Source organism: Flavobacterium limicola, assembly GCF_003634755.1.
Classification (GTDB): Bacteria; Bacteroidota; Bacteroidia; order Flavobacteriales; family Flavobacteriaceae; genus Flavobacterium; species Flavobacterium limicola.
The window spans coordinates 516,498-531,831 of sequence record NZ_RBXA01000002.1 but is presented as its reverse complement, the minus strand read 5'-3'; the positions used below and the strand labels follow the sequence as shown (position 1 = coordinate 531,831).

The 15,334-nt window shown below is 32.0% G+C and carries 15 protein-coding genes; 9 read left to right on the top strand and 6 right to left on the bottom strand.

The genetic code is table 11. The features are described 5' to 3' along the window. The first annotated feature begins 146 nt into the window (after positions 1-146). The 4 genes from BC952_RS09770 (at position 147) to kdsB (ending at position 4,345) form a co-directional block, all read left to right on the top strand. On the top strand, positions 147-1,568 hold the full coding sequence (locus BC952_RS09770) for an ATP-dependent DNA helicase (RefSeq protein ID WP_099715613.1): 1,422 nt from the start codon (positions 147-149) through the stop codon (positions 1,566-1,568). Between the two features lie 98 nt (positions 1,569-1,666). Then, complete coding sequence (gene ygiD, locus BC952_RS09765) at positions 1,667-2,497, top strand: 4,5-DOPA-extradiol-dioxygenase (RefSeq protein ID WP_121365474.1); 831 nt, start codon at positions 1,667-1,669, stop codon at positions 2,495-2,497. A gap of 71 nt (positions 2,498-2,568) precedes the next feature. Next, on the top strand, positions 2,569-3,516 hold the full coding sequence (locus BC952_RS09760) for a DUF4062 domain-containing protein (RefSeq protein WP_121365473.1): 948 nt from the start codon (positions 2,569-2,571) through the stop codon (positions 3,514-3,516). Between the two features lie 103 nt (positions 3,517-3,619). Beyond that, a complete protein-coding gene (kdsB, locus tag BC952_RS09755; protein WP_121365472.1) occupies positions 3,620-4,345 on the top strand; it encodes a 3-deoxy-manno-octulosonate cytidylyltransferase in 726 nt (241 codons plus the stop codon). On the opposite strand, the gene BC952_RS09750 is transcribed toward kdsB, so the two are convergent. Further along, positions 4,346-5,056, bottom strand: a complete 711-nt coding sequence (locus BC952_RS09750) for a potassium channel family protein (protein WP_121365471.1) — start codon at positions 5,054-5,056, stop codon at positions 4,346-4,348. A 97-nt stretch (positions 5,057-5,153) separates the two neighbouring features. Beyond that, complete coding sequence (locus tag BC952_RS09745; protein ID WP_121365470.1) at positions 5,154-5,819, bottom strand: spermidine synthase; 666 nt, start codon at positions 5,817-5,819, stop codon at positions 5,154-5,156. A gap of 61 nt (positions 5,820-5,880) precedes the next feature. On the opposite strand from BC952_RS09745, the gene BC952_RS09740 reads away from it, so the two are divergent. Next, positions 5,881-6,435, top strand: coding sequence for a 1-acyl-sn-glycerol-3-phosphate acyltransferase (locus tag BC952_RS09740; RefSeq protein ID WP_121365469.1), 555 nt, complete (start codon positions 5,881-5,883; stop codon positions 6,433-6,435). Between the two features lie 101 nt (positions 6,436-6,536). Here BC952_RS09740 and BC952_RS09735 read toward each other — a convergent pair whose 3' ends face one another. After that, on the bottom strand, positions 6,537-7,013 hold the full coding sequence (locus BC952_RS09735) for a helix-turn-helix domain-containing protein (RefSeq protein ID WP_121365468.1): 477 nt from the start codon (positions 7,011-7,013) through the stop codon (positions 6,537-6,539). A gap of 311 nt (positions 7,014-7,324) precedes the next feature. Between BC952_RS09735 and BC952_RS09730 the strand changes: the two genes are divergently transcribed. From BC952_RS09730 to BC952_RS09715, 4 genes are all read left to right on the top strand, one after another. Next, on the top strand, positions 7,325-8,479 hold the full coding sequence (locus BC952_RS09730) for a M14 family metallopeptidase (RefSeq protein ID WP_121365467.1): 1,155 nt from the start codon (positions 7,325-7,327) through the stop codon (positions 8,477-8,479). A gap of 76 nt (positions 8,480-8,555) precedes the next feature. After that, positions 8,556-9,035 (top strand): Lrp/AsnC family transcriptional regulator, encoded by a 480-nt coding sequence (locus BC952_RS09725; protein ID WP_072943262.1) that lies wholly within the window; start codon positions 8,556-8,558, stop codon positions 9,033-9,035. Between the two features lie 92 nt (positions 9,036-9,127). After that, the gene (locus tag BC952_RS09720) at positions 9,128-11,713 is read left to right on the top strand and encodes a phosphoenolpyruvate carboxylase (protein WP_121365466.1); all 2,586 of its coding nucleotides are present in this window, start codon (positions 9,128-9,130) and stop codon (positions 11,711-11,713) included. Between the two features lie 12 nt (positions 11,714-11,725). Beyond that, positions 11,726-12,241, top strand: coding sequence for a DinB family protein (locus BC952_RS09715; protein WP_121365465.1), 516 nt, complete (start codon positions 11,726-11,728; stop codon positions 12,239-12,241). A gap of 1 nt (position 12,242) precedes the next feature. On the opposite strand, the gene BC952_RS09710 is transcribed toward BC952_RS09715, so the two are convergent. The 3 genes from BC952_RS09710 to BC952_RS09700 all read right to left on the bottom strand — a co-directional run bounded on the left by BC952_RS09710 (position 12,243) and on the right by BC952_RS09700 (position 15,332). After that, complete coding sequence (locus BC952_RS09710; protein WP_121365464.1) at positions 12,243-12,719, bottom strand: DNA-deoxyinosine glycosylase; 477 nt, start codon at positions 12,717-12,719, stop codon at positions 12,243-12,245. A 9-nt stretch (positions 12,720-12,728) separates the two neighbouring features. After that, on the bottom strand, positions 12,729-14,840 hold the full coding sequence (recQ, locus tag BC952_RS09705; protein ID WP_121365462.1) for a DNA helicase RecQ: 2,112 nt from the start codon (positions 14,838-14,840) through the stop codon (positions 12,729-12,731). An 87-nt stretch (positions 14,841-14,927) separates the two neighbouring features. Next, a complete protein-coding gene (locus BC952_RS09700; protein ID WP_121365460.1) occupies positions 14,928-15,332 on the bottom strand; it encodes a DNA primase in 405 nt (134 codons plus the stop codon). Positions 15,333-15,334: the final 2 nt, after the last annotated feature.

Genomic DNA, 15,334 nt, shown 5'->3' with positions numbered 1-15,334 from the left:
AACGCAAACTTACAAATTTAAAAATCAATTTCATTATGAATATCAATCACAGTGGCAAAAAAACAATAACAGTATTTGAAAATTGAAATTGCTATTGACCTTGAAATTGAAAAAACATTCTTTACTTTGCAGTCAAATAACACGAAATGAATTCCTCCCTGTTTTATAGTCTTTTGCAAAAAAAATTCCCTTTTCAACCCACTTATAAACAGGATATTTTTTTTCAAAAAATCGCTATTTTTTTAACTGAAACCGATAATAAAACCATTTTTGTTTTAAAAGGATACGCAGGAACTGGAAAAACAACCGTTATTTCTACGATTGTAAATAGTTTATTAGACATTAATAAAAAATATGTTTTGCTGGCGCCAACGGGACGCGCGGCTAAAGTAATTGCCAATTATTCGAATAAACCCGCTTTTACTATTCATAAAAAAATATATTTTCCAAAGAAATCTTCTGGTGGCGGCGTTTCATTTACGTTGCAACAAAACAAACATAAGAACACGATTTTTATCGTCGATGAAGCTTCGATGATTTCGGATACTAATTCGGATTCTAAGTTATATGAAAACGGTTCTTTATTAGACGATTTGATTTCGTATGTGTATTCAGGAACCAATTGTAAGATGATTTTGCTGGGTGATACCGCTCAGTTGCCGCCGGTGAATTTAGATATCAGTCCCGCACTGGACATTCGCACTTTGGGAATGAATTATGATAAGGAAGTGGAACATATCGAGTTGGACGAAGTCATGCGTCAGGAAGAAAATTCCGGTATTTTGCATAACGCAACGGAACTTCGGGAATTATTGAAGGATTCTTTTATAGATGAATTCAAATTTGATGTCAAGAAATTCAAAGATATTGTTCGGCTGACCGATGGGTATGATATTCAGGACGCCATCAATTCCGCCTACAGTAATTATAGTATAGAAGACACCGCTTTTATTGTTCGTTCCAATAAAAGAGCGAATCAATATAATGAGCAAATCAGAACCAAAATCCTCGATAAAGAAAGTGAATTATCAACTGGCGATTTTCTGATGGTGGTAAAGAACAATTATTTTTGGTTGAAAGATTCGGATGAAGCGGGTTTTATTGCCAATGGTGATATTATCGAAATACTGGAAATTTTCAATATCAAAGAATTGTATGGATTTAAGTTTGCCAAAGTAAAAATTCGAATGATTGATTACCCCAATCAGATTCCATTTGAAACGGTATTATTAATGGACACCATAAAAAGCGAATCGCCATCGTTGACCTATGAAGAATCAAATAGATTGTATCAGGAAGTGTTGAAAGATTATGAAGGCGAAACGAAGTACAAACAATTCCAAAAAGTTAAAGCCAACGAATATTTCAATGGTTTGCAAGTGAAATTCTCGTATGCAATTACCTGCCACAAATCACAAGGCGGTCAGTGGAATACGGTTTTTATAGAACAGCCGTATTTGCCGGACGGCATCAATAGAGATTATATTCGCTGGTTGTACACCGCTATGACCCGAGCAAAAAATAAATTATATTTGATAGGGTTTAAGGATGAGAATTTTGTAGAGTAAGTTTGATAAACATATAAGACATAGAAGCTAAAATCAAAGAAAAATTTAAATGACCTTATATAACTTATATTGTTCAATAATTTTAAAATAGTTTGGTCATGAATACTTTAAACGATTTACATAAAATTTCAGGTTCTTTTTTGAATACCGAAAAAATGCCAGTACTGTTTTTAGGACACGGAAGCCCAATGAACGCCATTGAAGAAAATCAGTTTGTGACTGGTTTTCGAAATTTGGCAAAAACGTTACCGCAACCCAATGCTATTTTATGTATTTCAGCGCATTGGTTTACGAACGGAACAAAGGTTACCGCAATGGAAATGCCTAGAACGATTCACGACTTCGGCGGTTTTCCGCAAGCATTGTTCGATGTGCAATATCCTGCAAAAGGAAGTCCAGAATTAGCATTAGAAACCAAACAATTGTTGACTCCGGTAGAAGTAGAGCTGGACGAACATTGGGGTTTGGATCACGGAGCTTGGAGTGTTATTAAACATTTATATCCCGAGGCGAATTTTCCCGTGATTCAGTTGAGTATTGATTATACAAAATCTGGACAATATCATTTTGATTTGGCTCAAAAACTAAGTGCTTTGCGTACCAGAGGAATCTTGATTGTAGGCAGCGGAAACATTGTTCATAATTTGGGATTGGTCGATTATCGCAATTTCGAAAAAGATAATTACGGTTATGATTGGGCAATTGAAGCAAGATCAACAATTAATGATTATTTATTGGACGGGAATTTTCAACCATTGATTGATTTTGAAAAACAAAGCAAAGCGTTTCAATTAGCGATTCCTACGCCGGAACATTATTTGCCTTTGATTTATACTTTAGGATTAAAAGGAAAATCCGAAGAACTCAGTTTGTTCAATGATAAGTTATTGGCGGGTTCTTTGAGTATGACTTCGGTGAAGATTATGTGAATTTTGTGAGAATAAAGGTTATATTTGATTTTAGAAACTACTATTATTAAAAAACAAAATTACAATTAAACATGGCGAAACCAAGAATTTTCATAAGTTCGACTTTTTATGATTTAAAATATATTAGAACAGAAATTGATCAATTTTTAGAAAGCTTAGGTTATCAGCCTATAAGAAATGAAGAAGGAGATATTCCATACGGTAAAGATGATGCATTGGAGGAATATTGTTATAAAGAAATTCAAAATATAGATATATTAATATCTATAATAGGAGGACGATTCGGCACAGAATCTAAAAGTAAAGATTTGTCAATTTCAAATTTAGAATTGAAAATAGCTCTTCAAGAAAACAAACAAGTTTATATTTTTATTGAAAAAAATGTACTTTCTGAATTTGAAACTTTTTTGCTTAACAAAGAGCAACCTATAAAATATAAACATGTAGATGATGTTAGGATTTATCAATTTATAGAAGAAATAAAGGCTTTACCAAATAATAACAATATTAAAGGCTTTGAAACAAATTCGGATATAATATTTTATTTGAAAGAGCAATTTGCAGGTTTATTTCAAAGGTTTTTACAAAATCAGTCTAGAATAAAAGAAATAAGTTTAATAAACAAGTTAGACTCAACTTCTAAAACATTAAATCAATTAGTAAATTTTTTAAGTCAAGAAAATAAAGAGAGTGCCGAAGAAGTTAATCGAATTTTAATGATAAATCATCCTTTAGTTGAGGAAATTAAAGAATATCTAAGAATCGATTATCTATTTTATATACAGGAATTGTTAGATGTAGAAAATCTATTAAAGGCTAGGTCTTTTAATGGAATTAATTCTGATGAAAAATATTGGAATTTTGAACATATTAGAAGGAATAAAAAACAAAAAATTTCAATTTCAAGAGAGATTTTTGATGAAGATTTTAAGTTGAAATTTTATAAGAAAACAGAATGGAAAAAGAGTTTTGTGAAATTTATTGAGGAGGAAGATGAAGATGATGATTTACCTTTTTAAGGTTAATTAAAAATGAAACTAAGAATTTATTTGTTACAATTCTCTTTATACATCCAAATCAATAAAAATTAAAAATACTTTACGATTTAATTGATAAATAAAAATGAAAATAATAGCAGTCATTCCCGCACGTTACGCTTCGACACGATTTCCCGCAAAACTAATGCAGGATTTGGGAGGTAAAGCGGTCATTTTAAGAACCTATGAAGCAGCCATAAACACGCAATTGTTTGATGATGTCTTTGTGGTAACAGATTCAGATTTAATTTATGACGAAATTGTTTCTCACGGTGGAAAAGCCATCAAGAGTATCAAAGAACACGAATCAGGAAGTGATCGAATTGCGGAAGCAGTCGAAAATTTAGACGTTGATATTGTAATCAATGTACAAGGAGACGAACCATTTATCGATGCGGAACCTTTGGCAAAAGTGATTGAAGTTTTTAAAAATGATTTGGATAAAAAAGTAGATTTAGCTTCTTTGATGCGTGAAATCACTAATGAAGCCGACATCAATAATCCGAATAATGTAAAAGTGGTCGTGGATCAAAATGGATTTGCTTTGTACTTTTCACGTTCGGTAATTCCATATCCAAGAGAGAAAAATGTAGGTGTTCGTTATTTTCAACACATCGGGATTTATGCTTTTAGAAAACAGGCATTGTTGGATTTTTACCATTTACCAATGAAATCTTTGGAAGCATCCGAAAAACTGGAGCAATTGCGTTATTTAGAATTTGGAAAACGAATCAAAATGATCGAAACTTCTCATATCGGAATTGGAATAGACACTCCGGAAGATTTAGAGAAGGCCAGAAAGATGTTGTAATTATTCCAGATTTTCATGATCGAAATAGCCTTTCGTTTTTACTTTGGTGGAGAAGAAATTCAAGAAAAGCACAATGAAAAACAGAAACAATAACGCTTGTGTAGTTACTAGAAATTTCCCTATTGGTGTAATTGGATGGTAGTCGCCATAGCCGATGGAAGAGGAAGTTACAATGCTGAAATAAATCGAATCAAACCAATGGAAAAACGGTTTGTTCATGTAATTTCCAACAGAATAAAAGACAGCATACGCAAATGCAATCTCTAAATAGTTAAAGAAAAGCAGCAACATGGATCTCTTGTATGAGCGTGGTTTTGAAAATAAATCAGATGCAAATATAAGTGTTGGAATGTAAAAAACAGTTTCCAAAAACACATACACAAGAATCCAAATAAGCCATTCTTGGTTTTGCCATTGATTTATTAATATTACTATTGGAAAAATCACTTTTAATAAAACATAAAAGTCTAACGCTAAATCTTGATATTCAACACCTTTCTTGCTAGCCCAATATTTAATGTAAATTCCAGGGAAAAGCAATTGGGAAGATGCTAGTATTAATCGGACTATTTTTTCAATTCCATTGTCTTCCTGATGATCGTTATTCCAAATGGACTGAATATTCTGTATCCGTTTTTGAATAGGATTAAATTTAGGTTGAGCGCCTTTTGACGTTTTTCCAAGAAGCAGTTTTTTTAAAATTTTTTTCATTCCAGCAAAGTGTTAAATAGCGCCATGTAAGTGTACAAAATAATTGTGTTGCTTTGCCAGAATTCTATTGTAAATTTTTATAAAAGACTTGTACTATTTAAGTTAGTTTTTCAATTAAAATCAACTCGTTGTGAACTTCTAATCTGGGAATGGTTTTTATTCGAAATTCACTTCTGAAGAACTCGGATACGTATTTTTTATTTCTTATATTTTGACTTTCATTCAGTAACATGGTATTGAAAAGAATAAAACCATGACTTTTTAAAAGAAAACAAATTCTATTGATGAAAAAAGTTTCAAATAAGAAATTTGGCATTGTGGTATCTTGAAAAATATCAATAATAATTAAATCGTATTTGGTTTTGGTTTTTAGAACAAATTCGAAAGCATCATCAATTACAATTTCAAGATTTTTTACTTCGTCTAACTTGAAATAGGTGTTTGCTATTTTAATTATTTCGGGATCGATTTCAACTCCGGTAATTTTTCCATTGTATTTTATTTCGTCCACTAATGTTTTGATAACGCTTCCGCCGGCAACTCCCAGAACAAGAATATGTTTCATGGGAACTATTTTTTCAAAACCTATGTTTTTTAATCCTAATCTCAAAATGCGTTGCAAACTACCATACGAATAATTGGCGTTTTCAGAATCTAAAACTAATTCGCCATTTGCCCAAGTCACCTCAATCGATTTACTCAACGAAGATTTTGTTTCATAAATTTTTATTGGAATGAGATAACTGAATATTTTTTTAATCATTGGTGGCGGTTTTACCCAAAAATAAGATTTAAATTATTTATTTTGTACGAAATAAGAAAGAATGAAGAAACAATTTTACAAATGGATATTTTTCAGGCTCATGGGTTGGAAAATAGTTGGAGGAATTGACGCAAATATTAAAAAATGTGTCATGATGGTGATGCCGCATACAAGTGCGCATGATTTTTATTTGGGCATTTTTACCAGAGGAATAACCGGTTTAGAAATGAACTGGGTTGGTAAAAAAGAATTGTTTCGTTTTCCTTTCGGATTTTATTTTAGATATATGGGCGGCGAACCACTGGATCGTTCTGGAGGTTTGAATAAAGTGGATTCTATCGCTGCTATTTTTCAAAGGAGAGAAATTTTTCGTTTGGCGGTTGCCCCTGAAGGAACCCGTGAAAAAGTAACCGAATTAAAAACAGGATTTTATTATATTGCTTTAAAAGCAAATGTGCCCATAATTCCTGTTACATTTGATTTTGGAAGAAAAGAAGTGAACTTAGGAAATCCAGTTTTACCTTCTGGCGATATCGAAAGTGATATGGTTATTTTGAAGAAACATTATATAGGTGTAAAAGGTAAAATCCCTGAAAAAGGATATTCATTTGAATAAATAATATTGTAAAATAAATTCAGTTTCTTTTGAAATAATTGAAATAGGAAAATAATGCATGCGAACCCCATTTCGAAATTCCGGAATGTGGTTGTTTATTTTTAATCGGGAACATAACTTTTAAAAGTTCCATTTTTATAAAAAATTACGATTTTATCTATTTCAGCAGAATCGTATTCTTTAGCGCTATTTTGATTTTCTATTTTTTTTGTTTCCAATGCAGGAATCGGATTTGGAATTTTTATTTCCGAAAATAAATTTTCAGGAATTATTTTAGCAGAAGTTGGAGTAGGAATATTATGTTTTACAACTTGCTCAACGTTGTTTACTGTTTTATCGAACTGCTTCGAGTTTTTAGGAAAAGTTCCTTTTCCGTTCAATATCCAATACAAATCTACATCAGGAAAAACTTCTAATATTTTAAGAATAAAATCCAAGCTGGGTTTGTTTCTTCCTGAAAGTAGGTGAGACAAACTGGAGCGCTGTACCCCAATTTTATCCGCAAAAGAAGAAGCATTCAAGCTGTAGTAATCCAGTATGATTTCTAATCTTTTTATAAAATCCTCGATGTTTACCATTGTAAATTATTGATATAAATTATCTATTTACAAATGTAATCAAAACCTACCAGAATAGCAAAATTACAAGTGTAAATAGTATTTATTATACTAATTATTATAAAGTATAGAATAATGTAATTTGCTTTAAATATATGATAATTAATATTTTGACAGCTATTTAATTATTAAGTGACATTTGTCAACTACAAGTACTAAAAAGACTAACTTAAAAAATAAAAATGTGTTTACAGTATTGAAATATTACTAATTTTATTTGTTTACAAATGTAAATATAAAGATGTTTACTTTTGTAAATCAAATAAAACAGCATGGATTTAGAACAATTATTCAGTCAATATAAAGAAGAAACTATTCAGGGTCGTTACATCACTTTAGTTTCTATTGAACCGTTATTGCAAAAATTAAACACCAATAATCAACTTCAAATTATTGGGAAATCAGTTCTAGGAAAGTCGATTTATTCATATGAAATTGGAGAAGGTAAAACTAAAATTTTCCTTTGGTCACAAATGCATGGTAATGAAAGTACGACTACAAAGGCACTATTTGATTTTTTGAATGTGTTGCAAAGCGGTTCGCAATTGGCACAACAATTATTAAATACTTTTACTTTTTGCAGTATTCCAATGTTGAATCCCGATGGCGCAACATTATATACCAGAGAAAATGCTAATAAAGTTGATTTAAATCGCGATTCGCAAGCACTTACGCAGCCAGAAAGTAAGGTTTTAAGAGAAGTTTTTGAATCTTTTAAACCGGATTATTGCTTTAATCTTCATGATCAGCGTACTATTTTTGGCGTAAGCGATACGGGTAAGCCGGCTACATTGTCATTTTTGGCGCCTTCTTATAATGAAGAAAGAGAAGTAAACGAATCTAGATTAAAGGCTATTAATTTGATTGCGAGTATAAATGAAGAGCTTCAGAAGTATTTACCGAATCAAATTGGACGTTTTGACGATTCTTTCAATATAAACTGTATTGGTGACACGTTTCAATATTTGGGAGTTCCAACATTATTATTCGAAGCGGGTCATTTTGCAAACGATTATCAAAGAGAGGAAACGCGTAAATATGTTTTTATGGCGCTAATTTCAAGCTTTACTATACTTAGCGAAAACGATATAGTTAGCAACGGAATTAACAAATATTTGAATATTCCTCAAAATAAAGTCGTTTTTTATGATTTAATGTATAAAAACATCAAAATAAATTATGATGGTATCGAAATAATCACCAATTTTGCAGCACAATACAAAGAAGAGTTAATTGAAAATCAGATTTGTTTTAATGCTTATGTTTCACAGATAGGCGATTTAGAAAATTATTTTGGTCATTTTGAATACGATGCTGAAGGAGCACTTTATAAAGATGATTTTGATTCAATTCCTAAATTAAACCAAAAAGCTGATTTTTATTTAGATAATAACATAAAATTTGTTAACGGAATGATAAAAATATAATATTTTTGTCTTTTTATTGTTTTTATGTATATTTTTATACTTTGTTAAAGCAATTAATAATATTAATTTAAGAGTTATGAGTAAATTTCGTTTAGATGAAGTAGATCACCAGATTTTAGATATGTTGATAGACAATACAAGAGTTCCATTTACGGATATTGCAAAAAAATTATTGATTTCTGCAGGAACTGTCCATGTCAGAGTTAAAAAAATGGAAGATGCCGGTATCATAATGGGATCGTCATTAGTGCTTGATTATGACAAATTAGGATATTCTTTTATCGCTTATGTTGGTGTTTTTCTAAACAATACGTCTCAAACAAAATTTGTTTTGGAACGAATCAATGAAATTCCTTTTGTAACGGTAGCTTCTGTTACTACTGGGAAATTTAATATTTTTTGTAAAATTAGAGCAAAAGATACTAAACATGCTAAAGATGTTATCTTTATGATTGACGATATTGATGGAGTTTACAGAACTGAAACGATGATTTCACTTGAGGAAAGCATAAATGATAAGAAGCGGTTGATGCATACTATTTTCAAAAATATGTAATTAATCTTGAATGTGCTATATATAAATATAACCTCAAGTTAATTCTTGGGGTTTTTTTATGAGAAATTAACTAAACCAACTACAACTAGACTATGTACACATTACCTAAAATTGAACGTTTCAACCAGGATGTTCTCTCTAAATACAACATTTACAATAGTGTATTTATTACATTGCCTTTTCAATCTATAGATAACACGGGAGCTCTACTGCCTTTGTTTACAGATATTTGCGATACAGGATTCAAAAAACAAGAAACTCCAAAAGAGATTGTGGATTTTTTTGCTGGAAGGTATTTGCACAATGCTTCGGAAGCAGAGAAAATTGATATCATGTTTCGTTTTATCCAATATATCGAACGTCAGATTGTTTTGTTTGATGCTATTGAAGATGCTGCTTTTCCGGTTGTTAATAATATGGAGGGAAGAGGATCGTTGAGAGATATTAAGGAAAAATCAGATGCAAAAGATAAAGAAGACGAATTGGTTGATTTTCTGGAAGATTTCAATGTTAGAACGGTTTTGACTGCACATCCGACACAGTTTTACCCTGGTGCTGTACTTGGAATTATCAATGATTTAACAGAAGCGATTCGAAAAAATAATCTACTCGACATTAAGCAATTACTGGCTCAATTAGGTAAAACTCCTTTTATTCAAAACGAAAAACCTAATCCTTTCGATGAAGCAGTAAGTCTGATTTGGTATCTTGAAAATGTATTTTATCATACTTCCGGTGAGATGGTGCACTATCTTCAAAAAAATATTTTTAACGGAAACTCTATAAAAAACCCTTTGATTAAACTTGGTTTTTGGCCCGGTGGTGATCGTGATGGGAATCCATTTGTAACAACCGAAATAACTTTGAAAGTAGCGGAACGCTTGCGAACTTCGATTTTGAAATGTTATTACATCGAAATGAGGGATTTAAAAAGAAAACTAACTTTCTCTGGTGTAGATACTTTGGTTACTGAACTGGAACAAAAACTTTATAGGTCTGTGTTTTATTCCAAAGGAGAAATTTTCATTACTCTTGACGAATTTAAATCGCAATTGAGTAAAATAAAACAGATAATTATCGACCAACATCAATCGTTATATTTAGATGAATTGGATGCGCTTTTGATAAAAGTAAATTTATTTGGGTTTCATTTTGCATCTTTAGATATTCGTCAGAATAGTAAAATTCATGATGCTGTCTTTAATGACGTTGTTGAATTTTATCTGAAAGCTGATCCTGATGTTTTTCCGAAAAATTATTTTGAATTAAAAGAAGAAGATAAGCTAAAGGTCTTATCGAATGTAAGCGGAAATCTTAATGCGGCTGTTTTTCCGAATGAGATGACTCGTTTGACAATCGAATCCATTCAAGCGATTAAAACAATTCAGGAAAATAATGGTGAATTTGGTGCAAACCGATACATAATAAGTAATAATGAAAGTGCACTTAATGTGATGGAAACTTTCGCATTATTCCGTTTGAGTAATTGGGAAAATCCCACAGTTGATATTATTCCGCTTTTTGAATCGGTTGATGATTTGCAAAATGCGCATGAAATCATGGAGAAATTATATACAAATCCTGCTTATGCAAAGCATTTGTTGGGTAGAAATAATAAGCAAACCATTATGCTTGGTTTTTCTGACGGAACAAAAGATGGAGGCTATTTAATGGCGAATTGGAGTATTTATAAGGCAAAAGAAGAACTTACTGCGATTTCCAGAAAATATGGTGTAAAAGCAATTTTCTTTGACGGTCGCGGTGGACCTCCAGCCCGTGGTGGTGGAAAAACACATAAATTCTATGCTTCATTGGGTCCAAATATTGAAAACAATGAAATTCAGGTTACAGTACAAGGACAAACGATTAGTTCTAATTTTGGAACTTTAGATTCCTGTCGTTATAACTTGGAGAATTTATTAAGTGCTGGTGTGACCAATCAGGTTTTTAGTAAAGGACAAAATGAATTGACCTTGGACGAAAAAAATATATTGGATCAATTGGCAGGATTTGGTTATGAAAAGTATTTGAGTTTCAAAAACCATCCAAAATTTATTCCTTATTTAGAACAAATGAGTACGTTGAAATATTACGCTAAAACGAATATTGGAAGCCGACCATCCAAAAGAAGTAAATCAGAACATTTAGATTTTGCTGATTTACGTGCGATTCCTTTTGTGGGTTCTTGGAGCCAATTGAAGCAAAATGTACCAGGATTTTTTGGTGTAGGTACGGCGCTAAAACATTTTGAGGATACAAATCAATGGAGTAAAGTCCAGGACTTATATGATAATTCATTGTTCTTTAAAACCTTGTTAGAAAACAGTATGATGTCATTGGCCAAGTCGTTTTTCCCATTAACAGCTTACATGAAAAAAGACCCACAATTTGGTGCTTTTTGGCAAATTATTTATGACGAATTTTTAGAAACAAAACGATTGCTTTTGAAAATTGCTGGTCATAAAGAACTGATGGAAAATTATCCTGATGGTAAAGCATCAATACAAATAAGAGAGCGTATTGTATTGCCATTGTTGACAATACAGCAATATGCTTTATTGCGAATAAATGAATTAAACAAAGAGTCTCAACCAGATGAAGCGTTAATAAAAGTGTACGAAAAAATAGTGACTCGTTCTCTTTTTGGAAATACAAATGCTAGTAGAAACTCTGCTTAAACGATAAAAAAAATGATGTCAACACAATTGCCAACAAATGAATATGCTCCTTTTTATGCTCCTTATGTAAACGCTTTGGGAGACGTAAATTTGATAGAAGAATTAGAAATTTCATTGCATGATTTTATCCGTTTTGTTCAAAATATCCCAATGGATAAATTTAATTATAGATATGCAGAAGGGAAGTGGGATATCAAAGAAATTATTCAGCATGTAATCGATACCGAGCGTATTTTTGCGTATCGCGCCTTGCGTATTTCCCGAAATGACCAAACGTCTTTGCCAGGTTTTGATGAAAATGATTATGTAAATAATACTCAAGCTACCAATAGAAGTATTCAAGATTTGCTAACTGAATTTTCAGCCGTGCGACATTCGAATTTGTTTCTTTTCAAAAGTTTATCTGAAGAACAATTAAAGAGAATTGGAACTGCTTCGAATGCAGCTATATCCGTTCGTGCCATCGGTTTTATTATGATTGGGCATCAAAAACATCATCAAAAGGTTTTTCAGGAAAGGTATTTATAATTTATTGAAAACCGGCTGACCAGATTTTTAGCTTGTTTTCAAATGACATAGTATTTGCAGGACTTGTAGAAGGCATCACATAATACGTGATGCCTTTTATTTGTCCAAATTTCTTCAGAAAGTATTTATGACTTTCTTTTCCATTAAAAATGATTGTAGTAATTTCTGGAAATTCTCTAAACAAGCTTTCAAAATCATTTTCCTTTTGATTTTTGATATGGATGTCCAAGCTTCCTTTTCTTTCGCAATTTTCTAAAACATCCCAAAGTCCAATTTTATTCGTTTGGAGTAATAGTATTTTTTCTTCGAAGATTTCAGATATTGGTAAATTATCCAGCAGCGTGTACATTATTTTCCAGAAATGATTTCTTTTGTGTGCATAATATTCCTGCTTTTCCAATGAAGCAATTCCGGGCATTGTACCTAAAATTAAAATTTTTGTTTGCGAATTTACAAAAGGAGGAAATGAATTAATCATATTAAGGTTTTAAATTACTGCATTTTCTTTTTCTAATATTGCCAATGCCAATCGGATTTTTCCGTAATCTATTTTTTCTTCAAAATAATCAAAATAGGGCTTCAAGGCATTTGGTGATTCCAGTATTATTTGTGCTTCGGCAATTTGCGAAACTTCTTCTTTTGAGATAAATGATTCTAAATCTATGTCCGCTCCGTCAACATATAGTTTCGCTAAATGGGACATAATCGTACTTAATCCTAATTTTCTTTTTTGAGCAATTTCCTCAACAGTCAATCCATTTTTAAAAAGTTCCAATGTTTCTTTGTAGGTTGTGGCTTCTTTTTTCTTTTTAGTACCTTTTGCTTTTTGGAAATCTTGAATAACTTTTATAAAAGCATCGCCATATTTTTCCAATTTTGCTTTACCAACGCCATCAATTGCGAGTAATTCGGTATCACTCATCGGTCTTTCGGTTTCCATTTGGCGCAAAGCCGCATCACTGAAAATTACATAAGCTGGAACGGACTCTTCTTTAGAAATTTCGTAACGCAATTTTCTCAAGGTTTCAAAAAGTGAATTTGCTACTGATTTGCTTTTTGTTTCTTTGATTTCTTGCTTCTCGATATTGATTTTCTGAACCGTCGTCAGTTGTACTTTTTCGCCTTCAAACAATACTTTTTTAGCTAAAGAAGTAAGTCGAATTTTATTTTGCTTATGAAAAGCAATCTCACAGTACCCAAGATTTATCAATTGTATCAAATATTGATTCCAGTCATACCATGAAAGATCAACACCAACGCCATACGTTTTTAGGTTTTGGTATTCTTTTTCATAGATGTAAGCATTTTTAGAACCGCGTAAAAAGTCAATAATTACAGGCAGTGGTTCGGTTTCCTGTAACCGAATAATTGCCGATAATGCTTTTTGAGCAATTATGGTTCCGTCGAAAAAAAGCGGCGGATTTTTGCAGATATCGCAATTTCCACAATTCTCTGTAACCAGTTCACCAAAATAGGAGAGCAATATCTTTCTGCGACAACTCAACGCATCGGCATATTGTTTCATTCGCTCCAGTTTTGCCAGTTGTACTTCGGCGTTTAAACCTTGAGAAGCAAATTTTTGCAATTGAATCACATCACCATAACTTTCGAACAATACGGTTTCTGATGGTAAACCATCTCGACCTGCACGACCAATTTCCTGATAATAACCTTCAATGTTTTTCGGCAAATTGTAGTGAATCACCCAACGCACATTTGATTTATCAATTCCCATCCCAAAAGCAATGGTTGCACATACTACTTTGCAATCATCATTGATAAATTCATCTTGTGTTTTTGAGCGGATTTTATTGTCTAAACCAGCGTGATAAGCCTTAGCACTAATGCCAACTTTTTGTAATTTTTCGGACAGTTCTTCTGTTGTTTTTCTGCTTAAGCAATATACAATTCCAGATTCGTTTGGTTTTTCTTTGATGAAATCTATTATTTGTTTAACTCTGTCCAAAGCGGGACGTACTTCTAAACTTAAATTTTTTCGATCAAATGAAGCTACAAATAGTTTTGGATTTTTAAGATTTAATTGTTCGCTAATATCCTTACGTGTAGCTTTATCGGCAGTGGCAGTTAAAGCTAATATTGGAGTATAAGGGAAGCGGTTTTTTAGATATCCAAGATTTGTATAAGCTGGTCGGAAGTCATGTCCCCAAGATGAAATGCAATGCGCTTCATCAATAGCGATAAGACTTATGGTCAAATTATTGAAAATATTGTCCAAAAATGACAAGCTTTCCGGAGCTATGTAAACAAGCTTAATTGTATTCGATTTTAAGCTTTCGATATAAAATTGACGTTCGTCTTCGGTTTGACTGCTGTTAATAAAACAGGCTTCAATTCCGTTTGCTTTCAATCCATCGACCTGATCTTTCATCAAAGCAATCAGCGGGGAAATTACGATTGTAATTCCGGGAAAAAGTAATGCTGGTAATTGAAAACAAATTGATTTCCCACCACCTGTAGGCATAATTGCCAATGTGTCTTGTCCAGAGAGAACACAGTTTATTATTTCCTCTTGGTTGGGTCTGAATTTTTCAAAACCAAAGTTTTCTTTGAGTTTGGCATATAAAATTTGCTGAGTCATTTTGGCGTATATTTAGAAGTCTAAAGTTATAAAAAAAGGAACTCGTGAATGAGTTCCTTTTTATAAGTATATTTAAAACAGGATTAATTAATCCTCATCTTCGTCATCATCTTCATCTGAAAAATCTTTTTCATCAGCATCTTCGTCATCCTCATCATCTCCTGAATCAGAATCTGGTTTGTCGATAGCATCGTCTTCATCGTCGTCGTCAATATCATCATCTAAATCAAGACCTTTGATAGGTTCAACAACTTCATCGATAAGGATTTCATCATCTTCATCATAATTTTCAATTCTATCAGCAAGTTTAGTGCTCACTTTTACTAAATAAATAGTGTCTTCAGTTCTTACTTCAACTGCTTCAACCAATTCATTTTTAGCGTTTCTAAAACTAATAATGTTTGAATCATCATAACCATCTGGAAATTTGTCCACCAATAGGTTTAAAATTTCATTGGTAAGTTTTGCGTAATCAACAATTACTCTTTTCATAA